Source organism: Caproicibacter fermentans (assembly GCF_009746625.1).
Lineage (GTDB): Bacteria > Bacillota > Clostridia > Oscillospirales > Acutalibacteraceae > Caproicibacter > Caproicibacter fermentans.
This window is the reverse complement of sequence record NZ_VWXL01000110.1, coordinates 22,774-47,595: the sequence shown is the minus strand read 5'-3', so window position 1 is coordinate 47,595 and position 24,822 is coordinate 22,774. Positions and strand designations below refer to the sequence as shown.

Annotated in this window: 26 protein-coding genes and 1 pseudogene; 16 read left to right on the top strand and 11 right to left on the bottom strand. The window is 52.3% G+C overall.

What is annotated here, in order from left to right:
- Positions 1 to 19: 19 nt before the first annotated feature.
- On the bottom strand, positions 20 to 757 hold the full coding sequence (locus CAFE_RS19435) for a FadR/GntR family transcriptional regulator (protein ID WP_083210155.1): 738 nt from the start codon (positions 755 to 757) through the stop codon (positions 20 to 22).
- 504 nt (positions 758 to 1,261) lie between these two features.
- On the opposite strand from CAFE_RS19435, the gene CAFE_RS19430 reads away from it, so the two are divergent.
- The 10 genes and pseudogenes from CAFE_RS19430 to CAFE_RS20755 all read left to right on the top strand — a co-directional run bounded on the left by CAFE_RS19430 (position 1,262) and on the right by CAFE_RS20755 (position 11,908).
- Positions 1,262 to 2,260, top strand: a complete 999-nt coding sequence (locus tag CAFE_RS19430) for an ROK family protein (protein WP_156991509.1) — start codon at positions 1,262 to 1,264, stop codon at positions 2,258 to 2,260.
- A complete protein-coding gene (locus CAFE_RS19425; RefSeq protein ID WP_156991508.1) occupies positions 2,244 to 2,891 on the top strand; it encodes a D-sedoheptulose-7-phosphate isomerase in 648 nt (215 codons plus the stop codon). The genes CAFE_RS19430 and CAFE_RS19425 overlap by 17 nt, the downstream gene beginning before the upstream one ends.
- Positions 2,892 to 2,923: 32 nt before the next feature.
- Entirely contained in the window at positions 2,924 to 4,540 is a 1,617-nt protein-coding gene (locus tag CAFE_RS19420) for a response regulator (RefSeq protein ID WP_166525193.1), read from the top strand.
- Between the two features lie 13 nt (positions 4,541 to 4,553).
- Positions 4,554 to 5,591: a sensor histidine kinase gene (locus CAFE_RS19415; protein WP_156991506.1), complete on the top strand. Its 1,038-nt coding sequence runs from the start codon at positions 4,554 to 4,556 to the stop codon at positions 5,589 to 5,591.
- Complete coding sequence (locus CAFE_RS19410) at positions 5,581 to 7,047, top strand: ATP-binding cassette domain-containing protein (RefSeq protein WP_156991505.1); 1,467 nt, start codon at positions 5,581 to 5,583, stop codon at positions 7,045 to 7,047. Before CAFE_RS19415 ends, CAFE_RS19410 begins: the two co-directional genes overlap by 11 nt.
- 177 nt (positions 7,048 to 7,224) lie before the next feature.
- The gene (locus tag CAFE_RS19405) at positions 7,225 to 8,742 is read left to right on the top strand and encodes a sugar ABC transporter ATP-binding protein (protein ID WP_330594125.1); all 1,518 of its coding nucleotides are present in this window, start codon (positions 7,225 to 7,227) and stop codon (positions 8,740 to 8,742) included.
- Between the two features lie 31 nt (positions 8,743 to 8,773).
- Complete coding sequence (locus tag CAFE_RS19400) at positions 8,774 to 9,808, top strand: ABC transporter permease (RefSeq protein ID WP_156991504.1); 1,035 nt, start codon at positions 8,774 to 8,776, stop codon at positions 9,806 to 9,808.
- Positions 9,809 to 9,854: 46 nt separating this feature from the next.
- Positions 9,855 to 10,844: a substrate-binding domain-containing protein gene (locus CAFE_RS19395; RefSeq protein ID WP_156991503.1), complete on the top strand. Its 990-nt coding sequence runs from the start codon at positions 9,855 to 9,857 to the stop codon at positions 10,842 to 10,844.
- Between the two features lie 134 nt (positions 10,845 to 10,978).
- Positions 10,979 to 11,476, top strand: a pseudogene (locus CAFE_RS20760) (methylated-DNA--[protein]-cysteine S-methyltransferase); the annotation flags it as partial.
- A complete protein-coding gene (locus CAFE_RS20755; protein WP_267901572.1) occupies positions 11,450 to 11,908 on the top strand; it encodes an acyl-CoA thioesterase in 459 nt (152 codons plus the stop codon). The pseudogene CAFE_RS20760 and the gene CAFE_RS20755, both read left to right, overlap by 27 nt.
- On the opposite strand, the gene CAFE_RS19380 is transcribed toward CAFE_RS20755, so the two are convergent.
- Positions 11,853 to 12,254, bottom strand: coding sequence for a sigma-70 family RNA polymerase sigma factor (locus CAFE_RS19380; RefSeq protein WP_066647189.1), 402 nt, complete (start codon positions 12,252 to 12,254; stop codon positions 11,853 to 11,855). The two genes, CAFE_RS20755 and CAFE_RS19380, sit on opposite strands and share 56 nt — an antisense overlap.
- The gene (locus tag CAFE_RS19375) at positions 12,251 to 12,454 is read right to left on the bottom strand and encodes a hypothetical protein (protein WP_066647190.1); all 204 of its coding nucleotides are present in this window, start codon (positions 12,452 to 12,454) and stop codon (positions 12,251 to 12,253) included. The genes CAFE_RS19380 and CAFE_RS19375 overlap by 4 nt, the downstream gene beginning before the upstream one ends.
- Before the next feature lie 248 nt (positions 12,455 to 12,702).
- On the opposite strand from CAFE_RS19375, the gene CAFE_RS19370 reads away from it, so the two are divergent.
- The 3 genes from CAFE_RS19370 (at position 12,703) to CAFE_RS19360 (ending at position 13,919) form a co-directional block, all read left to right on the top strand.
- Positions 12,703 to 13,053: a helix-turn-helix domain-containing protein gene (locus CAFE_RS19370; RefSeq protein ID WP_156991502.1), complete on the top strand. Its 351-nt coding sequence runs from the start codon at positions 12,703 to 12,705 to the stop codon at positions 13,051 to 13,053.
- Between the two features lie 17 nt (positions 13,054 to 13,070).
- Positions 13,071 to 13,514: an ImmA/IrrE family metallo-endopeptidase gene (locus CAFE_RS19365; protein WP_066647194.1), complete on the top strand. Its 444-nt coding sequence runs from the start codon at positions 13,071 to 13,073 to the stop codon at positions 13,512 to 13,514.
- A gap of 87 nt (positions 13,515 to 13,601) precedes the next feature.
- Positions 13,602 to 13,919 (top strand): DUF5640 domain-containing protein, encoded by a 318-nt coding sequence (locus CAFE_RS19360; protein WP_330594128.1) that lies wholly within the window; start codon positions 13,602 to 13,604, stop codon positions 13,917 to 13,919.
- 52 nt (positions 13,920 to 13,971) lie between these two features.
- On the opposite strand, the gene CAFE_RS19355 is transcribed toward CAFE_RS19360, so the two are convergent.
- Genes CAFE_RS19355 through CAFE_RS19340 form a run of 4 tightly spaced genes read right to left on the bottom strand, consistent with a single transcriptional unit; the run spans position 13,972 to position 16,585 of the window.
- Positions 13,972 to 14,541, bottom strand: a complete 570-nt coding sequence (locus CAFE_RS19355) for a chromate transporter (RefSeq protein WP_156991500.1) — start codon at positions 14,539 to 14,541, stop codon at positions 13,972 to 13,974.
- Entirely contained in the window at positions 14,538 to 15,074 is a 537-nt protein-coding gene (locus CAFE_RS19350) for a chromate transporter (protein WP_066647199.1), read from the bottom strand. Before CAFE_RS19350 ends, CAFE_RS19355 begins: the two co-directional genes overlap by 4 nt.
- Before the next feature lie 35 nt (positions 15,075 to 15,109).
- Positions 15,110 to 15,559, bottom strand: coding sequence for a tRNA adenosine(34) deaminase TadA (gene tadA / locus CAFE_RS19345; RefSeq protein ID WP_066647201.1), 450 nt, complete (start codon positions 15,557 to 15,559; stop codon positions 15,110 to 15,112).
- A gap of 3 nt (positions 15,560 to 15,562) precedes the next feature.
- On the bottom strand, positions 15,563 to 16,585 hold the full coding sequence (locus tag CAFE_RS19340; protein WP_083210157.1) for a CPBP family intramembrane glutamic endopeptidase: 1,023 nt from the start codon (positions 16,583 to 16,585) through the stop codon (positions 15,563 to 15,565).
- A gap of 205 nt (positions 16,586 to 16,790) precedes the next feature.
- Between CAFE_RS19340 and CAFE_RS19335 the strand changes: the two genes are divergently transcribed.
- Positions 16,791 to 16,964, top strand: a complete 174-nt coding sequence (locus tag CAFE_RS19335; RefSeq protein ID WP_156991499.1) for a hypothetical protein — start codon at positions 16,791 to 16,793, stop codon at positions 16,962 to 16,964.
- 214 nt (positions 16,965 to 17,178) lie between these two features.
- Here the strand turns inward: CAFE_RS19335 and CAFE_RS19330 are convergent, their stop codons facing one another.
- The 4 genes from CAFE_RS19330 to CAFE_RS19315 form a co-directional block, all read right to left on the bottom strand.
- The gene (locus CAFE_RS19330) at positions 17,179 to 17,427 is read right to left on the bottom strand and encodes a TIGR04076 family protein (RefSeq protein WP_066647207.1); all 249 of its coding nucleotides are present in this window, start codon (positions 17,425 to 17,427) and stop codon (positions 17,179 to 17,181) included.
- Between the two features lie 754 nt (positions 17,428 to 18,181).
- Positions 18,182 to 20,005, bottom strand: a complete 1,824-nt coding sequence (locus CAFE_RS19325; protein ID WP_156991498.1) for a UvrD-helicase domain-containing protein — start codon at positions 20,003 to 20,005, stop codon at positions 18,182 to 18,184.
- Positions 19,998 to 21,749 (bottom strand): ATP-dependent nuclease, encoded by a 1,752-nt coding sequence (locus CAFE_RS19320; RefSeq protein ID WP_156991497.1) that lies wholly within the window; start codon positions 21,747 to 21,749, stop codon positions 19,998 to 20,000. The genes CAFE_RS19325 and CAFE_RS19320 overlap by 8 nt, the downstream gene beginning before the upstream one ends.
- Positions 21,750 to 21,883: 134 nt before the next feature.
- Positions 21,884 to 22,873: a Fic family protein gene (locus CAFE_RS19315; RefSeq protein ID WP_156991496.1), complete on the bottom strand. Its 990-nt coding sequence runs from the start codon at positions 22,871 to 22,873 to the stop codon at positions 21,884 to 21,886.
- Between the two features lie 229 nt (positions 22,874 to 23,102).
- Here CAFE_RS19315 and CAFE_RS19310 point away from each other — a divergent pair, with 229 nt between their 5' ends.
- Together CAFE_RS19310 and CAFE_RS19305 are read left to right on the top strand one after the other, a co-directional pair.
- A complete protein-coding gene (locus tag CAFE_RS19310) occupies positions 23,103 to 23,924 on the top strand; it encodes a ParA family protein (RefSeq protein ID WP_156991495.1) in 822 nt (273 codons plus the stop codon).
- Positions 23,881 to 24,810, top strand: coding sequence for a ParB/RepB/Spo0J family partition protein (locus tag CAFE_RS19305; protein ID WP_156991494.1), 930 nt, complete (start codon positions 23,881 to 23,883; stop codon positions 24,808 to 24,810). Before CAFE_RS19310 ends, CAFE_RS19305 begins: the two co-directional genes overlap by 44 nt.
- Positions 24,811 to 24,822: the final 12 nt, after the last annotated feature.

The window sequence follows — 24,822 nt, the reverse complement described above, 5'->3', positions numbered from 1 at the left end:
TATGAGCTTATGCTCACGGTCAAACTTTTTCCGGCTTTTTGCGCGGAGGATCGTTCTTTCTTTGCAGCTGCATCGCGGCGCGGATCTTTGCGACCTCGCCGAAATGCTGCTCCATCAAAGAGCAGCAGACCTTTTCATCCCGGTTTTTTATGGCAAGGTAAATATCGCGGTGTTCCTGCAAACATTTTGCAAGCCTTCCCGGATAAGCCAATGTCCTGACCCGCATTTCCTTCATGGTGGTCCCCAGGGAGCGGACCATTCCCGCAATCACCTGGTTTTTCGTTGCCATCGCGATGCACTGGTGAAATAAAATATCGGAATCAATTCCGGAGTCATTGTGGTCGACGCTTTCCTGCATCAGGCACAGGGTTCTTTCAATTTTCATCAGATCCAGCTCATCCGCCCGCCGGCAGGCCAGCTCCGCCACTTTGATTTCCAGAAGCTCACGCGCTTCGTAAAGGTCTTCAAACATTTCAATGTCCGGTTTTCGCGGGATATCGATCGCCTTCAGAATTGTTTCCAGGCAAAACCTGCAAAGAAACGTTCCTCCGTTTTTATGTCTTTCCACAATGCCTTTCGACTCCATCACGGACAGGGCTTCACGCACCGACGCCCTGCTGACGCCGAACTGTTTGGACAGGTCCGTCTCATTCGGCAGCCTTTGTCCTTCCGTCAGCTTTCCTTCTACAATCTGGCACTGGATCTGAGAGACAATTTGATCGCTGACGCGCATGGTTCGAATACTCTGAAACAACATATCCCCCCCGGCTCGCCTCTGCTTCTAAAAAGCAAGGCGGCTTTGATCCGATTCTGCTGAAAGAATTGCTATTGTCCGTTTGTCTTACCTACCAAATCCCGGCTTTGGCTCCTTGCCTTTCGACAGGGCTTTCAGAATCTTGCATTGAAATTTTAATGCAATTCAAGTAATTAAATTAAATAATAATTTTTAATAGTTATTATAATCCATCATTTCTTTTTTTGCAATTGCTTTTTTACTTGATTCACATTTTATTTTCTATAAATAACCAGTGCTGCCTGTTTCTTATGCCCGCTTACAAAAAAACGGAACGTCATACCACTGAGGGATTATTTTTAAGCAGCCCGCGCGCATCAGGCCCTTCCCATGGGCTTTTCCATGCCCCGTATTTCGCCGATTGCCCTGAAAAATCAGAATTGTATTGACTATCTTTGTATTACTAGATAAAATAATCTTAAATTAATTTAAACAATTTGTATACAATCATGTAGAAGGGATGTTCTTATGCTGGAAATCGGCGTTGATCTCGGCGGAACCAAATGCGCCGTCTGCCTTGGCGAAATCGTGGACGACAATGTAAAAATTCTGCATAAATGTGCCGTCCGACCAACAAAATCCGTGCCTGCGGAAAAAATGCTGAAACTTTTGTCGGACGATATCCGGTTCTGCGCACAGCGGGCGGGAGGAATCGGCGGGGTTTGCGGAATCGGCGTCAGCTGCGGCGGCCCGCTGGACAGCCGCGCGGGACTGATTCTTTCCCCGCCGAATCTGCCCGGGTGGGACCGTGTGCCGGTCACGGATTATTTCACGGAAAAAACCGGCCTGCGCGCCTGGCTCTGCAACGACGCGGACGCGTGCGCTCTGGCGGAATGGAAGCTGGGCGCCGGAAAGGGCTGTTCGAACATGATTTTTCTCACGTTCGGAACCGGCCTTGGCGCCGGCCTGATTTTAAACGGACGCCTCTACAAGGGCTCGTGTGACATGGCCGGCGAGGTCGGGCATATCCGTCTGGAAAACTGGGGTCCGTGCGGTTACGGAAAGGCAGGGTCCTTTGAGGGGTTCTGCAGCGGCGGAGGAATCGCCCAGCTTGCAAAGCTGATGATTCTGGAGCAGCTGCAGTCCGGAAAGCAGCCCGCCCTGTGCCGGGGGGAAAACGGGATGGAAGGCGTCACGGCGGCCCGTGTGGGTGAATTTGCAAAGACGGGCGACCCGCTGGCAAGAGAAATTCTGCGCAGGGTCGGCGTTCAGCTCGGCAAAGGGCTGTCCATTCTGATGGATGTGCTCAATCCGGAGCGGATCGTCATCGGCAGTATCTTCGCCCGATGTTACGACGAAATCTACCCCTTTGCAGAACAGGTGATCGAGCGCGAAGCGCTGCCCGCCGTCCGTAAAAACTGCCGGGTCGTGCCCAGCACGCTTTTGGAAAACGTCGGGGACGCGGCCGCGCTGATGACCGCCAAATACAATTATGAAACGGAGCTAGAGCATGAAGGAATCCAGTAAAAAAATTATGGAGCAGCTTTACCTGCGAAGACCCGACCTGCTGCCGGTACGCGAAAGCATCGACAGGGCATGCGCCGCTGTTCTGGACGTTTACCGCGGCGGAGGAAAGCTGCTGGTGTGCGGAAACGGCGGCAGCTGCGCCGACGGCGGGCATATTGTCGGGGAGCTGATGAAGGGCTTCCTGCTGAAACGGCCGCTGGAACAGCAAACGAAAGACCGGCTAAAGCAGGAATTTGGAAATGACGGTGAGTTTCTGGCTGAAAAACTTCAGCGCGGTTTGCCGGCGATTTCCCTGAACGCCCACGCCGCGCTGATTTCCGCTTTCGCCAACGACGCGGACCCAGCTCTGGGTTACGCTCAGCAGGTTCTGGGTTACGCACGACCGGGCGACGCCGTGCTCGGCATCAGCACCTCCGGCAACGCGGCCAACGTGGTTTACGCCCTGATGGCCGCAAAGACCGCCGGAGCGGTTGCGATCGCCCTGACCGGAAAAACGGGGGGGCGGCTCGCGAAGCTCGCCGACTGCTGCGTCGTCGCCCCGCACAAGGAAACCTATCAGATTCAGGAGGACCATCTGTCCGTTTATCATATGATCTGCGCATTTGTCGAATCCGAACTGTTCGACGAATGATTCGGCCTTCTCAAAGCAAACAAGGAGAAAAAATGATCAAGGTAATTATTGCAGACGATGAAGACAAGGTGTGCCAGCTGATCCGGAATCTGGTCGACTGGCGCGAGCTGGATATGGAAATCGCGGGAATCGCGCACAACGGGGTGGAAGCCCTCGACATGGTCCGAGAGCTTTCCCCGGACCTGATGATCACGGATATCCGCATGCCCGGCTACGACGGCATCGAAATGATCCGCCGGGCCAGGGGGCTCAGCGAGAACCTGAGCTTTATTATCATCAGCGGATACCAGCATTTTGAGTACGCGCAGGACGCGATCAAGTACGGCGTGGGCGATTATCTTCTCAAGCCGATCAAAAAGGAAGACCTGATGGCATCCCTGAACCGAATTCGCCAGAAGCACCTGCGGCGCAGCGAACGGATCAGCAAGGAAAAGATGCTTTACGACCAGCTGAAATGCGGTACGGAAAAGCTGCGCCAGAATCTGTTTGCCGATCTTCTGCCGGGGAAAGCGGTTTTGCCGGACGGAGCCGGCCCGGACGAGGTGAACCGGACCTATCGCTATTCGTTCCGCCCCGGCCTGTTTCAGGTGTGCGCGGTAAAGATCGACTGCGGATGGGAGAACGAGTACGACAGCGCCATCCGGATTTTGGAAGACAAGGCCGTCCAGATTATCAGCCGCACGCTGAAAGGCATCTGTTTCGACCTGGAAACCAGCTTTATGGACAGTACGACATGGTGCGTGCTGAATTACGCCCCCGAACAAAAAAAGGATCTGCGAAAAAGTATGAAATCCCTCCTGGATGAACTGATGCTTCAAAAGGCCGCCTTTGAAAAGTTTTCGTTCACCCTGGGAATCGGCGAGGCGGAGCCGGAGGTTGGAAAGCTCCCCCGCAGCTTTCAGTCCGCGAAATACGCGGTGGAACAGAGGCTTGTCCTGGGCTGCGACCGGCTCATCGAGCCCGCGGCTCCGCCTGTTTCGGCGGGCTGTGCGGACGGCCTGCTTTCGGACTTTGACAAAAAGCTTTCTCTGTTTCTGGAAATTCTGGACCGGGATGCCGTACAGGCGTGCATTCTGCAGCTGGGGAAAAAAATCGAAGAGGAAAAGGAGCTGAGCGGCGGGGAAATTTTTTATGTCGCTTCCCAGGCGTTCGACCTGTACCTGACGCATCTGCGCGGCCTGAAAATTCCCGTTGGGAGCAGCGGGGAACGGCGGGATGATTTCCTGACCCGGGCAAACCGCTGCGGCAGCGTTTCGCAGCTTTTCGCTTATCTTTGCTCGCGGGTCACCGGCTCCCTGGACCGGATCGCCGAAGAGAAAAGGCAAACGGACACCCGTCCCATCCGGCAGGCGAAGCAGTACATCCGGCAGAATTTCCGCGGCGCGCTGACGCTGGAGGAGGTCAGCGGCACGGTGGGATTCAGCCCGACCTATTTCAGCACGCTGTTCAAAAAAGAAACCGGCAGCAATTTTGTCGACTATCTTTCGGAAGTGCGGATGGAAGAGGCAAAGCGGCTTCTTCGGGAAACGAACCTGAATGTTGCCGCGGTTTGTGAGCAGGTGGGGTACAGCGACCAAAAGCACTTTACGAAAAGTTTCAGAAAATTCACGGGGCTCAAGCCGAACGAATACCGTAAATTGTATGCTTAGGGCGTGAAAGGGCATGAAACGGAAAAAATTCAAATACCTCTCAAGCCGGGTCACATGGCTGATCGCGGCCTGCGCGGCGTGTTTTCTTCTGTACCTGGCGGCGTGGACCGCCGTGGCCGTCCGGGAAGAGCGCCACATGGCGCTCGTGCTCGCGGGCTTCTTCCTTTTTGCCGCGGCGGCGGCCGTCTTCTGGCGGTGGATCCGCCGGCCTTATCTTGAAAACTCCAGGGCGCTGCGCCTGTTTTGCACAGGCTACACCATGAACGGCCTGTTCAGCCAGCGCACCGCGCTCAGCCCGGAAATGGAAGACGCCGTACGGAAAATCCAGGAGATCATGAACACGGACAAGCTGATCAGCGCGACAAAGAAGCAGGCGCAGTACCTTGCCCTGCAAAACCAGATCAACCCCCATTTTCTGTATAACGCGCTGGAAGGAATCCGGGGCGAGACGCTCAGCGCCGGTCTTGAAAGCGTGGCAAAGATGACGGAAGCGCTGTCCACGTTTTTCCGCTACACGATTTCAGGCTCCGAAAATCTGGTCACCCTGGAGGACGAGCTGGCGAACATCCGGAATTATTATATTATCCAACGGTATCGGTTTGGGGAAAAGCTGAACCTCAGCGTGGAATACGACGCGGACCACGAATCGGAAATCATGTCCTACTGTCTGCCCAAGCTGACGCTTCAGCCCATTGTGGAAAACGCGATTTACCACGGAATTGAACGGATCATCGGAGAAGGCCGGCTGCGGATCAAAATCGAAGTGACCACCCGCCGCCTGATCATCACCGTCTCCGACAACGGGATCGGGATGACGGAGGAACGCCTCCGCGAAATCAACAGCCGGCTGGGCGACATGACGCTCGATTATATCAATCCGGAAAAAGAGTCCCACGGCGGAATCGCGGTGGTGAACGTCAACAACCGGATCAAGCTCCTGTTCGGGGAAGAGTACGGAATCTGCATGTACAGCACGCAGAACGTGGGCACCGACGTGGAGATTACTCTCCCGCTGATTCAAAAGGACGGCAGAGGCACCTATGAAAAATGAGATACTGAGGATGGACCAGGTCACTACCTTTCAGGACGGACTGACCATGCTGGATCATTTTAATCTTCATATTTTCAAAGGCGAAATCATGGGTCTTGTCTGCCTCAATGAAAACGGAAAAGAGTCCCTGATCCGTCTGATCCGCCAAAACGCGCCCATTCATTACGGGCGCGTTTACTTTGACGAAACGCTGGTCAACAACTACCAGCACAGTCCCATGACGCCGAACCGGGTCGCCGTCATTGAGCAAAAAAGCCGCCTGGTGGAAGACCTGACCGTCTCCGATAATATTTTCGTACTGCGCCGGGGCGTAAAAAAATTCGTCATCTCCCGCCGGGTTCTGAACGAGCAGCTTCGGCTTTTCACAAGCCGGCTGGGGATCGCGGTCAGCGGCGGCGATCTGGTCGCGAACCTGTCCCGTTACGAAAAATGCATTGTCGAGCTGCTGCGCGCGCTGATGATGGGGGAAAAGCTCGTCGTTGTCAGGGACATCAGCAACTCCGTCAGCGCGGCGGATCTGATCAATCTTCACTGCCTGCTTCGGCTTTTCTGCCTAAACGGCCTGTCCGTTCTGTATATTTGCAGCCACCATGAAGAGGCGTTTAAAATCTGCGACCGCATTTCCCTGATGAGAGACGGCAAAATTCTGAAAGTACTCGACCGCGGGGAGTTTCTTCCGGAAAACATGCTTCCGTTTTACAGCAAGAGCTTCGACAATCTGCCAAAAAAAGAACCGGTTTCCCGCACGGGAGAAGAATTTCTTTCGTTCCGCGATGTCCGGACCGAAACGATGGACGGCATGTCCTTTTCCGTCGCGAAAGGAGAATGCACCGTTCTGCTGGACATCGACAACACGGTTTTGCGGGATATTATGGCTTTAATGAACGGGAGCCTGAAACCGGAAAGCGGAGAAATCATTTTCTGCGGGGCGTCCTACACGCAGCGCATGGCCCGGCGCGCCGCGGCGAACGGGGTCGCGTTCATCGACGAAAATCCCGCAAAAAGCATGATTTTTAAGGATATGAGCTACCTTGAAAACCTCTGTTTTTTGATTGGTGAAAAGCAAAACCGCCTGCCCGTCGGCAAACGGATGAAAAGACATATTGAAAAGGAGTACGCAGCGCTGGTAGGCAACGATATTTACGAGCCGAACGTCAAGGGACTGAGTCTTCCCTCCCTGTACGATCTGGTCTATTACCGGACGGTGCTCGGAAACCCGAAGATCGTATTCTGCATGCAGCCCTTTGCGGGCGCGGACATGTATCTGCGCAGGCACCTGATCGACCTGATCGGCCTGATGAAACGGAAAGGAATTACCGTCGTGATGCCGTCGGTGAATCTTGCGGATTCCATGGTCATCGCCGACCGGCTGATCCTGCTGAAAAAGGGGCGGTTCAGTCAGGAGTATGACCGGGACGAATTCTACCTGTTCCGTTCCGAAGGAATCATTTTATGATTCGTGGTTAATTTGTCTATATTTTTTATCATCAGTTCAATAATTATGTTTGGAAACATCAAAAATACCGAAAAATACCCCCCTTAAATCGAAAGGCGCTCCCCTTACCGCGAAAAGGTAATCCTGCTATACTGAAAACGGTTAAGACGGACGCAATGGAAAAGGAGAGTGAGCTTCGTGGGGGAGTACCTGGTTGAGATGGACCGCATCTGCAAAAGCTTCCCCGGCGTAAAGGCGCTGGACGACGTGTCGTTCCGGCTGAAGTCCGGGGAAGTTTTAGCTCTGCTTGGCGAAAACGGGGCCGGCAAATCAACCCTGATGAATGTTTTAAGCGGCGTCTATCAAAAGGATGAGGGCGAAATCAGGCTGTTCGGCAAAACCGTCGAAGACCTGAATCCAAAGAAAGCGCAGGAGCTGGGCATCGCGATTATTCATCAGGAGATGAACCTGTGCAGGCATCTTTCCGTGGCGGAAAACATCTTTCTCGGCCGGGAAGAGTCCCGCTGCGGCGTTCTTCAGCGAAAGGACATGAACCGGCGCGCCGCGGAAATTCTCGCCCGGCTGAATCTGGATATCGACCCCGCCGAAGCAGTGGGAAATCTGGCGGTCTCCAAACAGCAGATGGTTGAAATTGCAAAGGCCCTGTCGACGGACGCCCGGATCCTGATTATGGATGAGCCGACCAGCGCGCTCACCATGAGCGAAATCGACGAGCTGTTCCAGATCATTCGCAGGCTGAAAGGCGACGGGTGCGGCATTGTCTATATCTCGCACCGGCTGGAAGAACTGCAGAATATCGCCGACCGTGTGCAGATTATGCGGGACGGCCGCTACATCGCCTCCATGAATTTCGCGGATACCACCATGGACGAAATCATCGCCAATATGGTCGGCCGTGAAATCACGGAAAAATTCCCGCGGATTTCCTGCCCGCGCGGAGAAAAAATCCTGGAAGTCAGAAACCTGAACGCCGGAAAAATGGTGCGGGACATCAACTTTGATCTGTTCGCGGGCGAAATCGTCGGCATTGCGGGGCTTCTCGGAGCAGGCAGAACGGAAACCACCCGCGCGATCTTTGGGGCGGACCCGAAGGACTCGGGGCAGATTCTTCTGGACGGACGGGAAGTTGTCATCCGCCGCCCCATCGACGCAATCCGCGGGGGTATTATGCTGGTCCCGGAGGACCGCCGAAAAGACGGCCTCTGCATCAAGCTCAGCGTACAGAGCAATATTTCTCTGCCGAACCTTGACATGCTCAGCAACCGGTTCGGCGTCATCGACCGGAAAAAAGAAAAAAAGCTGTCGGAAAAATCCATTCAGGACCTCAATATCAAGCTTCCGTCCTCCACCGTGAATGTGGCGACGCTCTCCGGCGGCAACCAGCAGAAGGTGGTTGTGGCGAAATGGCTCGCCCGGAACTCCAGAGTCGTGATGTTCGACGAGCCGACCAGGGGAATCGACGTGGCGGCCAAGGTAGAGATTTATAATTTGATGAACGAATTGAAAAAGCAGGGCATCGGGGTGTTGTTCGTTTCCTCCGAAATGCCGGAGATTCTCGGAATCAGCGACCGGATTCTCGTCATGTGCGACGGAAAAATCACCGGAGAAATGGAGATTGGCGAAGCCTCCCAGGATCTAATCCTGAAATACGCAACCACGTTTGACACGAAATCCGGTCTTCCGGAAGCAATCTGACTGCAAACTATTGATACGGGGGCATTAGAATATGGAAACAAAAGACAGGCAAAACGCCTGGAAACGGTTTATGTCCATTCGGGGGGTCGGTCAGGTCGTCACCGTAACCGCCGGCCTGATCGTTCTCTGCATCGTCTTCAGCATGCTGAGCTCTTCCTTTTATTCCGAGCGCAACGTCGGCAACCTGCTCCGGCAGATCGCCCCGATTCTGATTATCGGCATCGGGCAGGCCTATGTGCTGATTACGGGAAACATCGACCTTTCCATCGGTTCGGTGGTCGGCATGAGCTGCATGATCTCCGCAACGCTGATGACAAAAGGGGTTGCTCCCTTTGCCGCGACGATGATTACCATCCTGATCTGTCTGGGAGTCGGGGTTTTAAACGGCACTCTGGTCGCAAAGTGCAAGGTACCGCCGTTCATTGCAACGCTGGGCACCATGACCATCGCGAGAGGGGTCGCCCAGATTGTCAACAACAATTATAACACGGACGCGATCGGCGACTCGGCGCAGGGATTCCGGAACCTGTTTTACTACGGAAAGACCCTGGGGCTGTACAACACCATCTGGATTGCGGTGATTCTGTTTCTTGCCTTTGACTTTCTCCTTGGTAAAACCAGAACCGGCCGTCATATTTACGCCATCGGCAGCAATATGGAAGCCGCAAAGCTCTCCGGCGTCAATTCGGTGAATACAACCGTCATTGTTTACGTTGTCAGCGCCTTCTGCGCGTGCGTGGTCGGCCTGATCACCTGTGCCATCGCGGGGATGGGAACCATGGACGCCGGCAACATGTATGAAATGTACGCAGTCGCGGCCGCGGCCATCGGCGGGATTTCCACCTTCGGCGGCGAGGGTCTGCTGGTCGGCACCGTGGTCGGCGCTTCCATCTGGGGCGTGCTTCAGAACGGACTCCAGTTTGCCGGCGCGCCCGTCGCAATCCGCAACATTGTCATCGGCACAATCGTCGTAATCTCCGTCCTGCTCGACGTGGTCATCCGCAAAAACAAGCCCCGCAAAAAGGCAAAGCGCGTTTTACCCGTTCAGGTCGGTTCGGCCAAATAATTTAAAGCAACCGCTTTAAATCATAAAAACAGGGAGGTTTTATTGTATGAAAAAGAAACTGTTGGCAGCTTTCTTATCCTCAGTCATGATTCTCGGCGCTGCAGCCGGCTGCAGCCAGGGGTCGCAGTCCGCTTCTGCCGCGGGCGGCGAATCGGGTTCTTCCGCGGGGGCCGCATCAAGCCAGGCCGCGGGTGAAAAAAACCACAAAGTAATTCTGATCACCATGGACAGCATCGACCAGCACTGGGTTTCGGTCGATAAGGGGTGCAAAAAAGCAGTCGCGGAGCTCAACAATGTCGACTACAAGTGGCTGGCTCCCGACAAAAAGGACGACGCACAGCAGATTGAACGCGTCAACACCGCGATTGCCGACAACGCCGACGCAATCCTGATTGCGGCCAACGGCCCGGATGCCATCACCTCCGCTCTGGAGGACGCAAAATCCAAGGGAATCAAAATCATCTACGTAGATTCCGCCGCGAAGACAGAGGGCGAAGCCACCTTTGCGACGAACAATGAGGCGGCAGGCAAACAGGCCGGCGAGCAAATGCTTGAAGCACTTCAGAAAGCCGGTAAAACGAGCGGCAAAATCGGTGTTGTGAACGTAAACTCCGCCACCGCTTCCACCGTCGCGCGTGAAAAAGGATTCCGTTCCGCCTTTGACGGCAAAGGGTATGAGCTTCTCGCAACCCAGTACAGCGAGGGCGACGCGGCGAAATCGCAGGACATCGCGGACAACTACATCACGCAGGGCGCGGTCGGGCTCTTCGGCGCCAACGAAGGCTGCACCGTCGGCGTAGGCAACGCGATCAAAGGCTCCGGCAAAAGCGACCTGGTCGGCGTTGGATTTGATAAATCCGACTCCATTTATTCGCTGATCAAGGATGGTTCCCTGCTCTGCACCATGGCGCAGAATCCGGAAGTCATGGGTTATGAAGGCATGAAAGCGGCGGTGTCCATTCTTTCCGGCCAGACGATTGAAAACAAAGATGTGGATACCGGCGTTTCCGTTCTGACAAAAGATAAAATCAGCTAAAAGGTTTCTCCCCATTTGGTTCGGGGCCGCTGCTTTCGCAGCGGCCCCGCTTTTGCACGCCGCGGCGGTTTCCAATCGTCCTGTTTTCTGCTATACTGGGGAAAAGATAAATTTTTCAGGGAGAGGTGACAAAAATGCCGGAAAGTGAAAAAAAGAAGGCCGCGCCGGTCGAATCGGGGAAAGCCTGCTGTATTTACGAGACACAGATCGGAAAAATCACCGTCGCGTCCGACGGAGACGCGATTACCACGGTCCATTTCGGCGCGTTGGATCCCGCGGAGCTTCGCCGCTCGGAGCTGACCGACCGAGCCGCCGAGGAAATCGGAGAATATCTCTCCGGAAAAAGGACCGCGTTCGACCTGCCCGTCGCGCCGGAGGGAACCGCCTTTCAAAAACGCGTCTGGGACGCCCTGCAAACCATCCCTTACGGGGAAACCCGCAGTTACCGTCAAATCGCGGAGCAGATCGGGAGCCCGAAAGCATCCCGCGCCGTGGGTATGGCAAACAATAAAAATCCGATCGCAATCCTGATTCCGTGCCATCGCGTGGTCGGGGCGGACGGCTCCCTCGTCGGCTACGCCGCGGGACTGGAAATCAAAAAGCGCCTGCTGACCCTTGAGAAAACAGATTCGCTGCCCGCCCCCGCGACCTACCTGCGCAAAGCGAATTATTACGAAACGGACAAAATGGGAATCATCCACCATTCCAATACTATCCGGTGGATGGAGGAAGCCCGCATCGATTTTCTGGAACAGATCGGCTGGGGCTACAAAAAGCTGGAGGACGACGGCCTGATGATCCCCGTGACGGAGGTCTCCTGCCGGTATAAAAGCCCGGTGCGATTCGGCGATACGGTTCGCATTTCCGTCCGGGTCTCCGCCTATCAGGGAGTCCGGATGACCATCGACTACCGCATCACGGACCTTTCAACCGGGAGTCTCCGCGCGACCGGCAGAAGCGGACACTGTTTCTGCAACCGGGAAGGAAGGCCGATCCGGCTGAAAAAATTCAGCGAAGATTTCGACCGCCTTCTGTCCGGGCTTGCGCGCGCGGAGGCTGACTGACCGCCGTTTTCCGCCCGTTTTGGGCTTTTGGCGCGGACGGGCGGTCTCCTTTCAGCGAAGGATAGCAGTACTGCAGGATTTTTTTCAGGCGAAGGCGCGCCTTCTTCAGGTGGCGGGACACCGTGGAGGGAGAAAGCTCCAATTCTTCCGCAATTTCACTCACGCCTTTCCCCTCCTCGTAACACAGGCGCACGCACTCCATCTGCCGGGCGGTCAATTCCCCCTGCGCCGCAAGCATCATGGTGCGGAGCATCCGCTTGTGCCGGCCGCCGTCGTCAGAGCCCTTTTGGCTCAAATCCAGCCTGTCCCCAAACAAATCAAGGCTTAAATTGGAACCTCGCTTCATTCTCCGTCTCCCCTTTCCAGAAGATCCCTGCCCGTGCGCCAAAGCTCCAGGTACATCTCATTGAGCATTGAAACGCGCCGGCAGAGCAGAACATAGTCCTCCCCGGAGGTGTTTTTCAGCCGCCTGCGCAAGGGCTTTAAATGTTCTTTCAGCTTCTGCGCCTGCCGCAGATACTCCATCCCCCATTTGCAATAGTCCATATACTTCCTTTCTCTACACGTTTCGTGTAGCTGCTTTGTACAGAGCTGCACCGAACGAAAACCGTTTCGGCCCGCTGCTTACTTTAGAATAGCATCTTACCAGAATCATTTCAAGACTTTTTAGAACACATGTTCTTATTTTAAAAGTTAAGGGTCAAATTTGGGACTCATCCTTTTGGTGGCAAAAGATCTCTTGAAACAACACGATATGTGTGATAAAATGAAGAAAACCGCAGAGGGTGTTTGAAATGCTGAACGATAAAATCAGACAGCTGCGCTGTGAGCGCGGGATGACGCAGAAAGAGCTTGCCGCTCGCCTGGGTGTCTCTCCGTCGGCCGTCGGCATGTATGAACAGGGGCGGCGCGTGCCGGACAGCACGGCGCTGGCGCGCCTTGCGTCCGTACTGGAATGCAGCACGGACGAGCTGTTGGAAACGGAGCGCCCCAGCGACGTTGGGGATGTCATCGACAGTTTCGCGCGCACGCTGGAACACCAGCCGGGGCTGATGTTCAACGGTGCGCCGATCAGCCCCGGCGACCGCGAAAAGCTGGCGAACGCCATCCGGGTCGCCGCCGCCCTGTCTTCTCCGAAGAAATAGGGTTCCGGGAGGTAAAGATGAACGAAATCGAGAAGCTGGCGCACCGGATTACCGCGCGTTTTCAGAGCAATTCTCCGTTTTGCCTGTGCGACCGCATGGGGGTCCAGGTTCAGAGGCTGGACCTGCCGGAGCAGGTCCGTGGTTTTTGTTTTCGCACCGAATCCGGAAAACCGATTATTGTACTAAAAGAGACTCTCTCCAAAACGGAAAGCGGCTACTGCTGCGCCCACGAGCTGGGGCATCTGCTTCTTCATCCGGGGCTGAACGCGCAGGTCATCGCCGACCTGACCAATCTGTGCGCGCCCCGCTATGAAAGGGAAGCGGACTTTTTCGCCGCCTGCCTGCTCATCGACCCGAATTTTGAAGAATGGAGCCTGACTTACAACCCCCTGACGCAGGAGCAGATCGCACTGCTTTCCGGCCTGCCCCGCCGGGTGGTCGGCCTGCGCTTTGAAAAATAAGTGAAACGACGGAAAATGACAGGTTCCACGCAAAAGGGAATGCTACCATTTTCCTGAATAACGGGGAGAGTGATCCTTTTGAAGCGAGTGATTTCAGCGATTTTGCTGACGGTATTTTTTTTAACCTTGGCCGGATGCAAGCCCGCCCCGCCCTCGGAGCCGGACAACCTCACGGGCCGCTGGAAAGATTCGTACGGTCTGACGGAATACCGCTTCAATTCCGACGGGACGATGAAAATCGAGGCGCTGAACCTCGGCTCCTTTCAGGGAACTTACAGCGTAGAGGGTTCACAGATCACCATTCAGTATAAAGTCGTGATCAAAACCGTGAAAGAAACCTATGATTTCCGGGTCGACGGGAATACCCTTTACCTGGATGACCAGGAGTTTACGCGAAAAGAATAAGAAACGGCCCCGGACAAATTGTCCGGGGCCGTTTCTTATTCTTTCGGACGGCTCAGCTTCCGAAATGGAACACAATCCCGATCACGGCGGAAATCGCGATAAACGCCGCGGGATGCCATTTGATTTTTTTCATGGCGAAAAACAGAGCGACCGCGAGCACAAGTGCTTTCCAGTTTACCAGATTCAGCAGATTCCCCGTCTGCGAATAATCGCTCAGCGTCAGAATCGAGATGCTTACAACGCCCATCCCCGCCGCGGCGATCAACCCGGTCGAAGCCGGGCGCAAAGCGTAAAACGCGTTCTGCACATAACGGTTCTGCTGGAACCGCTTCAGCATATGGGCGATGACCAGGATCACCGCGATGGAAGGGGTTACCAGCCCCAGCGTCGCAACCGCCGCGCCGGGCAAAGAAGCCACGTGAAAGCCGACATAGGTCGCCATGTTGACGCCGATCGCCCCGGGCGTCGATTCCGAAATCGCGAGCATGTTCGCAAGGTCCGCCGGAGTAAACCAGCCCGTGCTGTTCCCAAGATCCGTTAAGAACGGCAGGGTCGCGAGACCGCCGCCGACGGAGAAAAGACCGATCTTCGCAAACTCGTAAAACAGTTTCAGATAAATCATGCGCGGCGCCCGCCTTTCACAAGGATTCCGGCCGCGGCGGCAAGCACAACCCAGAGAATCGGGGAGTAATTCGTGAAAAAGGAGAGCAGAAAAACGCAGAGAAAGATGATCAGCGTGACCGTATCCTTCACGGAGCTTTTGCCCAGTTTGATCACGGCGTTGAGAATCAAAACGCAGACGCAGACGCGCACGGCCGCAAAAGCGTCTTTGACCGGCTGAAGGTCGGCAAAATTGCGAAGGAACGCCGCAATGACCGTGATGATGATCAGAGCGGGAAACACCAGCCCCAGCGTCGCGACAATGCCGCCCGCGACTCCTTTTCGCTTGCATCCGATAAACGTCGCCGTGTTAACCGCGATAATTCCGGGCGTACACTGCCCGATTGCAAAGTAATCCGCCAATTCGCTGTCCTCGGCCCACTTTTTGTCTTCAACAATCTCCCTCTGCAGAATCGGAAGCATGGCGTACCCCCCGCCGAAGGTCAGCACGCCGATTCTGGAAAAGGTGAAAAATAAATCAACCAGCTCAGTCATGGAACAGATTCCTTTCCCATCCAATTTGCCCGGATCTATTTTCTAAGCCGCCGAAAAAAATCACTAAGAAGAGCGGAGCATTCCTCCCTGAGAACACCCTCCGTCAGCTCCGGCTTGTGGTTATACGGCAGCTCGAACAGGTTGACCACAGACCCGCAGGAACCCGCCTTGGGGTCGCGCGCGCCGAACACGACGCGGCGAAGACGGGAATTGATGATCGCCCCGGCGCACATGGGGCACGGTTCCAGCGTGACGAACAGCTCGCACTGCCACAGCCGCCATCCGCCCAGCGCCCGGCAGGCTCCGTCGATCGCTTCCATCTCGGCGTGGCAAAGGGCGTTTTTGCCGTTTTCCCTCCGGTTCCTGCCGCGGGCGATCACCTCGCCGCCGCGCGCCACGACTGCCCCGACCGGAACCTCTCCCTCTGCTCCGGCCTCCCGCGCCAAACGGATGGCCTCGCGCATAAAATCCTCATCGGTCCTCATGGCTCAAGTCCCCGTTAACACATAGACGGAAGCGGCCGCCGCGTAAATCGTCAGCATGATCACGCCCGGATTTGAAAACAGAGCGCCGATCTTCTGGGAAAAACGGAGCGGAGAGACGGAAGCTCCCGTGCGGAAAAAGTTTCTGTCCCGAATTAACAGATAAATCAGGGACAGCAGCCCAAGCACAAGCAGGGCGCCCGCCCTGTAATTGCCGACCGTCACCGCGGCCCCGGTTCCCCGGTACCGTTCGACAAATTCAAGGACGACCGCCGCCAGATTGTTGAGCGCGTGAATGAGGATGGACGGAAGGAGCGAATTGGTCCGAATGACGACAAAGCCCAGAACCAGACCGCAAAGAAACGCAAAAACAGACTGTGCCAGGTTGCCGTGGTACAGGCCGAACAGCGCCGCGGAAGCAAAAACCGCGAACCCGTTCCCGAAACGGCGCAATCCCTGAAGAATCATGCCGCGGAACATCATTTCCTCCACAATCGGGGGGATCACCACAACGCTCAGAACATACAGGGCCAGTACGGCGGGGTTGTCGTTCAGCGGCATGTCCGGAATATTCCCGCTGAACCCGAAGGCCTGTTCCAGATTGACGATTATGCTGGCGGGAAAATTTGCCAAAAGGCAGCCGGCGCTGCCCAGGAGCACACAGGCAAGGGTCTTGAGGACTCCCGCCTTTTCAAACGGGATTCCCGCTGAAAGAGGAATCCGGCGCAGCGCAAAATAGATCATCACGGGGGCGGACAGCCCCAGCACGTAGCCCAGCGCGTTGATCAGATAAAACATCACCGGGTTTACTCCGCCGAATTCCTGTATCCCGGGCTGGTACGGCTGCAGCATGCGAAAATACAGCACGCCGATTAGCGGGATTACAGCCAGCAGAAAGATGCCGGAAAACGCGGTCCAGCCAAGGCGGTTGGACTCGCGGCGGATCTGCTTTTTTTCTTCCTGCACGGCCATATAATAACGCGGGTCTCCATATGGTCCGAAAGGACCGTACGGTGAATCGTATCTCATAGAAAATCTCCCAAAGAAAAGAATTTAAATGTCTGCATCTGATTTTTCATTATATCACAAAGCGTCGTTAATATCACTACCGGCACCGCATCTTTTCCCAAACTCTCATAATACTTTCCGGAGAATCATTTCATTGCGATATTGCGACAAATGCACATGATCGCGGTATAATAGAGTCATCTGCTAAAGTAGGGAGGTTCCAGTTTTGACAGTCGAGGAAATGAAAAGAATGGACAGGCGTATTTTGACAGTTCAGGACCCGTTCGGAAGCGGTCTTCCCGTCGTTCGGAGAATATTTGAGGAGGTCGCCGTTAAAAAGCAGGTCGCCGTAACGGATGTCGTGCGGCAGTACATGAATTGGAAATGGAGTAAATCGTAACAAAGCCCTTGCCGAATCATAATCGAACAGAAAGAGGCTTGCAAAATGGCCTCGTCGTAAAAATGCACAAAAAATGCGCTTTGACTGGGCTTCTAAAGCCGTCTCAAGGCGCATTTTCTCGCTTTCAGGGCTATTGGTTTGTACAGTTGCCATCGCAAATTCATTTTGCAACAGCTCCTTAGCCTGTATTTTTTCATCCCCATGGATTCATGTTTCAGGCGCAAACTTCTCCGTGAACGCACACTCTTCCGCCGTCCGGACATTTTGCGTCGAAACATTTCTGTCTGTTCTCGCCGATTTCCAGCTCCGCCCCGTTCAGCAGCGCGTAAACGGACGGATATATATTATTCCACAGCTCATGGCAAATCGGCGGGCAAAGGTCCTGCACCAGGAAGGTCTCGCCCGCCCGATGAATGCCGCACCGGCAGTTTGACTCCGTAATTGTAAGCTTTACCTTTGCCATTGCACACCTCAAGCAAATTTTTAGACCAGTGTAGCACACAAAGCGAGAAAAAGCAATAGTAACCCCCCGGCACAGCCGGGGGGTCTTTCTATACGGGCAAAGCCCTGTTTTACCGGCTGCGTCTCAAGGCCGCTCAGGGGTTTCTTAGACTTGCAACGGCGATTCTCTCCCCCTGCCCCTCCCGCACACAGGACAAAACGAAATCAAAAGCATTTGGGTGCGGAAGGGGACCAATACTCCCCGCACAGCCGCGAGTTTTCGCATTACAAAAAATGAGCGCCGTAAAAATACGGCGCTGTGGCGTCCCCGAGGCGATTTGAACGCCTGGCCTTCCGCTTAGGAGTTTGGAAAATTCAATATCCCAGGGTGCATCACAATGTCATGTCATGCTAAAAAGTACCGTAAAATCAAGGGAATTGAACAATCCGAGTATCCTGGAATTTCTCGTAAGGACACCCCGTATTACTTCAAAAAACCTGCGCTCTTAGCACGGTTATTAGCGTTAGCAGTCGGGGAACGCTCTGCGTTCGCATGAGCTGGTGAGCTTGACGCTGGATTTGAGGCAAGATCACAACTGAATATTTGACTCAGTAAGGACACTCCGCATAATGTGAGGTGTCCTTATTTTATACGGATAATGAACGCACAGAATCTACTATCGCTCGGATTGCCCAAATTAACTGAGGGAGCAGCGAGAGCAGAATCGCAACCGTTTTGCTACATCTATAAATGAAACAAAGAGTAAGAAAGAACTTCAATCACCGCTTTTATTGGGCGCTGCGTTAATTAGCCTTACACCATTAACTAAAGCAAAGCAACAAATCTTTCCTCCAGTAAATTGCCGACCACGGGCATTATAGCGTTCTCCGCTGGCAGAAATGAATACTTGCTTTTTTGCTCTTGTTAGTGCTACATAGAACACGCATAGATCATCCAGCAGCGGTTCAACCATCTGGGTTGGGATATTTTGCGGTAGTCGACAACGAGCACTGCCTTGAGTCGATTTACTGGGGCAGTCCCTGCAAATAAATGTAAACGCCCATTGCTCAACATCACAAACGATTACATAATCCCACTCCAGACCTTTCGCACCATGAACGGTGGAGAGAATCACTCGTGAGTCGACATATTCCATTGCTTGTTTTAGCTGACGGTTTTCAAAAATGTCCAGTAACAGGGTATACTTATCTTCAGGAACAAGGTCTGCATAATCGATGGAAACTTTCTCCACAAGGGCATCAAGCAACTTCAGCAGAGAATCTACTGTCTTACCTGTTGATGCTGCATATGCTGTCCTTACACTATCGGAGAACGCCGCCAAAGCCTTTTTATTTATGGCCTTTGACTTACCAAATCGCCTGATAAACATTTCTTGGCATTTGTTATGGAACTCAACATAATCCGAATCTTCGTCAGTAAACATTCCATAGAAGTATTGAATGCCATTCCTCGCAAGTTCAGCTTCTACGATTTCTGCATTTTTACTTCGATTTCGGAATAGAATTGCGATTTTTACATTCTCTTCTGCCAATAGATCTTGGACTTTGGCAACGACCTGCTCTGCTTCATCTTGTTGAGTTGTACCCCAAAATGCAGGAAGTTTTGCTACATCATCAGCTGCAATAGTTGGTGTAAAGCAAGATGCTGCATTGGCCCGGATGTTTTTATCTAACTTTAGCATATCAGGATTATTTTGGAAGCGATAGTTTTTTGAAAGTTCAACTTTTGTCATTCCATATTCGTCAACGACTTTTGACATAATGTCTGGAAGTGCACCTATGAACCCATATATCCGCTGCAATGAATCACCAAGAAAGAGTAATTGCGTCTGTTCAGAAATAACCGATTCAAGCAGTTTCCATGCTATACAGTTTGTGTCCTGAAATTCATCTACAACAATAAGCGGGTAGTAGCTCTGATAAAACTTTTTAACCTCCGTGTAATTTGTAAAAATCTCGAGCACAAATAAAATGATGGCATTGTGCGTGATGTAGTCAAGTGGAAGCAGCTTCTTAATAACAATGTCATTATATGCGTGGATCGTCTGAGCATCAGGAACACGAGCCTCTTTCACGTCAGTTTCTACAGCTTTGAGACTCTGAAGCTCTGCAGGAGTAAGTGTGGTTTTAAGGTTCGTCTGATTTTCAATATCGCTATCGCCGACTGCTCGAAAAAGATTAACATCCTTACGTAAAGCATCCGCAATAAGATATCCGTATTTTTTCAGTATGCCCTTACAGAAACCATGATAATTTGTGATTGTAACCTTTTCTCCGATTGACACGGGACTATTTTGCAAGCCAAGTAATGAGGGCAGTTTTCCTGCAACTTCTCGTTTAACTTTCAGAGCAGCATTGACACTAAAAGTAAGACCGAGAATTCGCTTTGGATTTGGAATTTGGCCAGACGCAAACAAGTAGGCAATCCGACTTATCATCGTAGTCGTCTTCCCATATCCAGCAGGCGCTTCAACTATTAGGCGCGGACTATCCGAGAAGATTACATCGAGTTGCCGTTCGTCACCTCCGTGTTGGGCAGTTATTTTTTCTTTGATTTCCACAAGATTAGCATCAGACATTTGCAGCTACCTCCTGTGCTTTCTGTATCGCGTTGCTGTAGCAGGCAGGGATGTTTTCCGCGGGAGTTGCATCGCCGATGATCCTGCCAAGAAGAACTCCTTTCTTTGCCATAAACCATGCTGAGAACATTCGGCAAAAATCCTCTTCATCATCATCGCTTACATCGCTCAGCTTTTTGGGAGTATAACCTGTTATATCAATGCCCATTTTCCTGAAGTGATTCCGGACAAAATCTGTGTCTAAAGAAACGGAACATGCGTTGCTATCCATATCAAGCGCGATTTTTCTAACCAGCTCGGTTTTACCGGCAGCAAAAAGTGTTTTTACTATCTCTATCTCAAAGCACAGTTCTGTTGTAAAAAACTCATCAGGAGCAGCAGCGTGGCCGTCCTTAACATCACCGTCGTAAATAGCCACACTTGGAATTGCAAAAAATGTAAACAACTGGCGTAGAGGCTTTATTGAGTTTTGACCCCTTGCATTAATGACACAGATTCCGTAATCATCCAGCGAAATGCCTAACTTTTCAGCAAATTTGTGAATGCAGCCGTATTCCGTCTCACCTTCAATCAAGAGCGCACACTTAGCATAGAATGCTTCTTTAATCTCAGGGAAGTGCATAATGAGATGTTTTTCAGTTTCAGCTTTAATTCGCCCATCGTTGTTAGTTCCTGCAATTGGGCGGAGTGCATAGCCGCTAATAACTGCTGTTTTATCTTGATTTTTATAGAATCGAATAAGGTTACGGTAATCCCCAATCAGAGCGTCTGTTGAATGTGTAACGATTATTAATTGACCACTAATTCCATCCACATTAAACAGCATTTTTAAAAGATCCACAAACTCTGCGTCTTTGTTACAAAGGATTCGCTTGTAGTAGCCGATCAGCGACCGCTGAAGATATGGATGAAGATGAACTTCTGGTTCGTCAATCGATAAGATAAGCGGTAGCAGTTTCTTCCCGTCAGAATCGGTATACAAGAGATCTTCAAACAAAACAGATTTACTCTTATACAACTCCATTATCTGGCACAGAATATTCATGGATGCCATTGCAATATACTGAACACCGCTTCCGGTGGATTCAATTTTTCTGGTTCCGTCCGATAAGTAAAAAAGTCTGGTCAGCATTTCAGTGGAATCTGGAGACACAGTCGCTTTTATTGAGTAGTCTCGAAAACTTCGGATTTTCTCAAGGTATCCGTTAATGAACTCCATTAGTCTGTCTACCTGTGTAGTGTCCAAAAAAGCATGTGCCGCACCATCATCGAACCGTTCAATTATTGTGCTTATCAATAGCCCGGCACCTTTTTGAGTGTCTAGACGCAACTCTTTGCTTGGGACAGAGGTAGTCTCGTATTTGAGAAAGTTGAGTTTACGCAATTGTCGGGGAGGAATACTCTCGTTAGAGTCTGCACTAACAATGGTCGGATATGCGTCCCTGACTGTTTGATGATACCGTATTTTCAGCAAAGAAGCATCCTCAGGCGAAAAGTTGTCGCCAAAAAAGCCTTGCTCATTTGGAAGAAGTTTGATGTCAAGTTCGACCTCGATTGGCTTTTCTGGGTCGGCAAAATCTTTTTCGTCAAAGCCCTTACCGTTGCAAACCGTAGCTAACAGCGATAAGAAGTTGCTTTTGCCAAGGTTGTTTTCCCCGATGATATAGTTACACTCAGGATTAAAAGTAACTTCAATTCCATCAATATTCCTGTAGTTGTTCACTTTCACACAGGATATTCTCATAGGTTCCTCCTCGGAGTGTATAACTCCCAACTGTTACCAACGGGTCCAAGATTAAGCCTTGCCTTAATTAATGGATCACTGTTGATTAGTGAATTTTATTACGATTAGGTGGACTCGGCAATATAGGAAAGCGCCTATTGTTCTAATAGCTTATATCCCCAATGCCCACCTTCACGGTATTTCACGAGTTTACTCTCTGCGACTAAACTCGCAAGAATCCGATTAGCTGTAGCCGCTGAAACGCCGCACAGCGCACGGACATCTGCGTTCATAATATACGGATGTGTTTCCAGGAACTTCTCAATCTGCTTCCACCGCATCGTTGCCTTATCCATCGCTCCATCGCTCACATCATCTCTCGCATTGATAGCGTCAATGAGCGATGCTTTGATTGCTGATAGCATAAACTCAATAAACACCGTGGATTCTCCGGCATCATTGGAAGCATTGATGGCTGCATAATACTCCTGCTGGCGGTCATGGATGATGGATTCCACCGGTAGCCAAGCAAAAGCCGGGTTCCATTTGGAAAGCAGCAACGTATGCCACAGACGGCCCACACGGCCGTTTCCATCCGCAAAGGGGTGGATCAGTTCAAACTCATAATGGAACACACAACTGCGGATTAGTATATGCACATCGCTGTTTTTCACCCAGTCCAGCAGCTCCATGACCAAATCCGGGACATACTGCGGCAACGTTCCAAAATGCAGGACACGCCCTTCCTGATCTACAACACCCACAGGCCGGGTACGGAACATTCCTGACTCATCCACCAATTCTCGTGTCATGATGCCGTGAGCGGTCAGCAGATCATCTACGGAGTAGGGGTCCAGCTCGTCCAGCCGCTCGTAAATCTCATAGGCATTCTTGACCTCTGCAATATCCTTGGGTGGAGCCAAGACATGCTTACCGTTGAGGACTGCAGTTACCTGTTCCAAGCTGAGCGTATTCTGTTCAATGGCAAGGGAGCCGTGGATGGTGCGAATACGATTGCTCCGGCACAAAGTCGGGTTGCTGGAAAGCTGGTTGGTTGATGTGAGCCTGCCTACCAGCTCGGCAATTTCCGCAACAGAATCAATGATCGTATTCGTGATTTCATAGGGCGGTTTTTTGTTTTTCATAACATCCTCGCATATCCGTAAACTATCATTATTGTACCAATAAATGGCTCAAAAATCAATACATCGCTCATTTCATCAATCAAAAGATAAAGCTAAATTTAACCGATTGTTTCGGAAACCTTAAGTGAATTTCCAAGATCAACAAAACAACTGTCTACAACTGAATCAGAAATCTGTAAGGACATTTCGCATGGTGTGAAGTGTCCTTATTTTTATGGAGGTAATAACGATGAATACACAGATCATCGCCATCGCCAACCAAAAGGGCGGCGTTGGCAAGACAACGACCTGCGCCAATCTCGGCATTGGACTGGCACAGGAAGGAAAGAAGGTGCTGCTGATTGACGGCGATCCCCAGGGCAGCCTGTCTATCAGCCTGGGCTATTCCCGTCCGGACACGCTGCCGGTCACGCTCTCCGATATGATGGGCAAGGTGCTGACCGATACGCCCATCCAGCCCGGCGAGGGTATTCTGCACCATGCGGAGGGTGTTGACCTGATGCCTGCGGATATTCAGCTCTCCGGCATGGAGGTGTCCCTAGTAAACGCTATGAGCCGGGAAACCATTCTGCGGCAGTATCTGGACACAGTGAAACGGGACTATAACCATATTTTAATTGACTGCCAGCCCTCCCTGGGTATGCTCACAGTCAATGCACTGGCAGCCGCCAACAGGGTATTGATTCCCGTCCAAGCGGAGTATCTGCCCGCCAAAGGACTGGAACAGCTTTTGCAGACCATCAACAAGGTTCGGCGGCAAATCAATCCCAAGCTGCAAATTGACGGTATTATGCTGACCATGGTAGACAGCCGCACCAACTTTGCCAAAGAGATCAGCGCCCTGCTGCGGGAAACCTACGGTTCCAAAATCAAAGTATTCGGTTCTGAGATTCCACACTCCGTCCGGGCCAAGGAAATCAGCGCCGAGGGTAAGAGTATTTACGCCCACGACCCGGAGGGCAAGGTGGCCGCCGCTTACAAAAATCTGACGAAGGAGGTGCTGAAAATTGAAAAGCAGCGCGAAAAATGTAAAGCTGGCATCGGTAGATGATCTGTTTTCCACCGAGGAAAGCCGCGCCGACGCCAGCCGCGAAAAAGTAGTGGAAATCCCGCTGTCTGAACTGCATCCGTTTAAGGACCATCCCTTTAAGGTCAAGGATGACGAGGCCATGATGGAAACGGCGGACAGTATTCGGCAGTACGGCGTTTTGGTTCCTGCCATCGTGCGTCCCGATGCGGATGGAGGCTATGAGCTGGTTGCGGGACACCGGCGACACCATGCCAGTGAACTGGCCGGGAAAGAAACTTTGCCTTGTATTGTCCGTGATCTGGACGATGACGCTGCCACTATTATTATGGTTGACAGCAACCTCCAGCGTGAAAGCCTGCTCCCCAGTGAGCGGGCTTTTGCTTATAAGATGAAATTGGAGGCCGTTAAGCACCAAGGAGCCAGAACGGACCTCACTTCTGTTCAAGTTGAACAGAAGTTGAGCGCCCGTGATAGGGTGGCGCAAGAGGCCGGTGAAAAAAGTGGTATTCAAGTTATGCGTTATATCCGCCTGACCGAGCTGATTCCCCCTCTGTTGGATATGGTAGATGAAAAGAAAATCGCCCTTAGTCCGGCCTACGAGCTGTCCTTTCTCAAACCGGAGGAACAGGCACGGCTTGTTGAGACAATGGACTATGAACAGGCTACCCCTTCTCTTTCGCAGGCCCAGCGCATGAAGAAGTTCAGCCAGGAAGGGCGTTTGACCGAAGATGTGATGCTTGCCATTATGTCTGAGGAAAAGAAAAGCGAGCTGGACCGCGTAACGCTCACCTCTGACACCCTGCGGAAATACTTTCCCAAGAGCTACACCCCCAAGAAGATGGAGGAAACCATCATCAAGCTGCTGGAAGCATGGCAGCGCAAACGCCAGCAACAGCAGGAACGCTGAGAAAGGAGCCGG

What these genes read in the sequence shown, in the direction of transcription:
- CAFE_RS19420 (WP_166525193.1), top strand. Translation starts at nt 2,924, where the DNA reads ATGATCAAGGTAATTATTGCAGACGATGAAGACAAGGTGTGCCAGCTG.
- CAFE_RS19365 (WP_066647194.1), top strand. Translation starts at nt 13,071, where the DNA reads ATGAACGAAATCGAGAAGCTGGCGCACCGGATTACCGCGCGTTTTCAG.
- CAFE_RS19380 (WP_066647189.1), bottom strand. Translation starts at nt 12,254, where the DNA reads ATGAAGCGAGGTTCCAATTTAAGCCTTGATTTGTTTGGGGACAGGCTG.
- CAFE_RS19325 (WP_156991498.1), bottom strand. Translation starts at nt 20,005, where the DNA reads ATGTCTGATGCTAATCTTGTGGAAATCAAAGAAAAAATAACTGCCCAA.
- CAFE_RS19375 (WP_066647190.1), bottom strand. Translation starts at nt 12,454, where the DNA reads ATGGACTATTGCAAATGGGGGATGGAGTATCTGCGGCAGGCGCAGAAG.
- CAFE_RS19410 (WP_156991505.1), top strand. Translation starts at nt 5,581, where the DNA reads ATGAAAAATGAGATACTGAGGATGGACCAGGTCACTACCTTTCAGGAC.
- tadA (WP_066647201.1), bottom strand. Translation starts at nt 15,559, where the DNA reads ATGAGGACCGATGAGGATTTTATGCGCGAGGCCATCCGTTTGGCGCGG.
- CAFE_RS19310 (WP_156991495.1), top strand. Translation starts at nt 23,103, where the DNA reads ATGAATACACAGATCATCGCCATCGCCAACCAAAAGGGCGGCGTTGGC.
- CAFE_RS19320 (WP_156991497.1), bottom strand. Translation starts at nt 21,749, where the DNA reads ATGAGAATATCCTGTGTGAAAGTGAACAACTACAGGAATATTGATGGA.
- CAFE_RS19315 (WP_156991496.1), bottom strand. Translation starts at nt 22,873, where the DNA reads ATGAAAAACAAAAAACCGCCCTATGAAATCACGAATACGATCATTGAT.
- CAFE_RS19340 (WP_083210157.1), bottom strand. Translation starts at nt 16,585, where the DNA reads ATGAGATACGATTCACCGTACGGTCCTTTCGGACCATATGGAGACCCG.
- CAFE_RS19415 (WP_156991506.1), top strand. Translation starts at nt 4,554, where the DNA reads ATGAAACGGAAAAAATTCAAATACCTCTCAAGCCGGGTCACATGGCTG.
- CAFE_RS19430 (WP_156991509.1), top strand. Translation starts at nt 1,262, where the DNA reads ATGCTGGAAATCGGCGTTGATCTCGGCGGAACCAAATGCGCCGTCTGC.
- CAFE_RS19370 (WP_156991502.1), top strand. Translation starts at nt 12,703, where the DNA reads ATGCTGAACGATAAAATCAGACAGCTGCGCTGTGAGCGCGGGATGACG.
- CAFE_RS19400 (WP_156991504.1), top strand. Translation starts at nt 8,774, where the DNA reads ATGGAAACAAAAGACAGGCAAAACGCCTGGAAACGGTTTATGTCCATT.
- CAFE_RS19395 (WP_156991503.1), top strand. Translation starts at nt 9,855, where the DNA reads ATGAAAAAGAAACTGTTGGCAGCTTTCTTATCCTCAGTCATGATTCTC.
- CAFE_RS19355 (WP_156991500.1), bottom strand. Translation starts at nt 14,541, where the DNA reads ATGATTTATCTGAAACTGTTTTACGAGTTTGCGAAGATCGGTCTTTTC.
- CAFE_RS19425 (WP_156991508.1), top strand. Translation starts at nt 2,244, where the DNA reads ATGAAGGAATCCAGTAAAAAAATTATGGAGCAGCTTTACCTGCGAAGA.
- CAFE_RS19330 (WP_066647207.1), bottom strand. Translation starts at nt 17,427, where the DNA reads ATGGCAAAGGTAAAGCTTACAATTACGGAGTCAAACTGCCGGTGCGGC.
- CAFE_RS19350 (WP_066647199.1), bottom strand. Translation starts at nt 15,074, where the DNA reads ATGACTGAGCTGGTTGATTTATTTTTCACCTTTTCCAGAATCGGCGTG.
- CAFE_RS19435 (WP_083210155.1), bottom strand. Translation starts at nt 757, where the DNA reads ATGTTGTTTCAGAGTATTCGAACCATGCGCGTCAGCGATCAAATTGTC.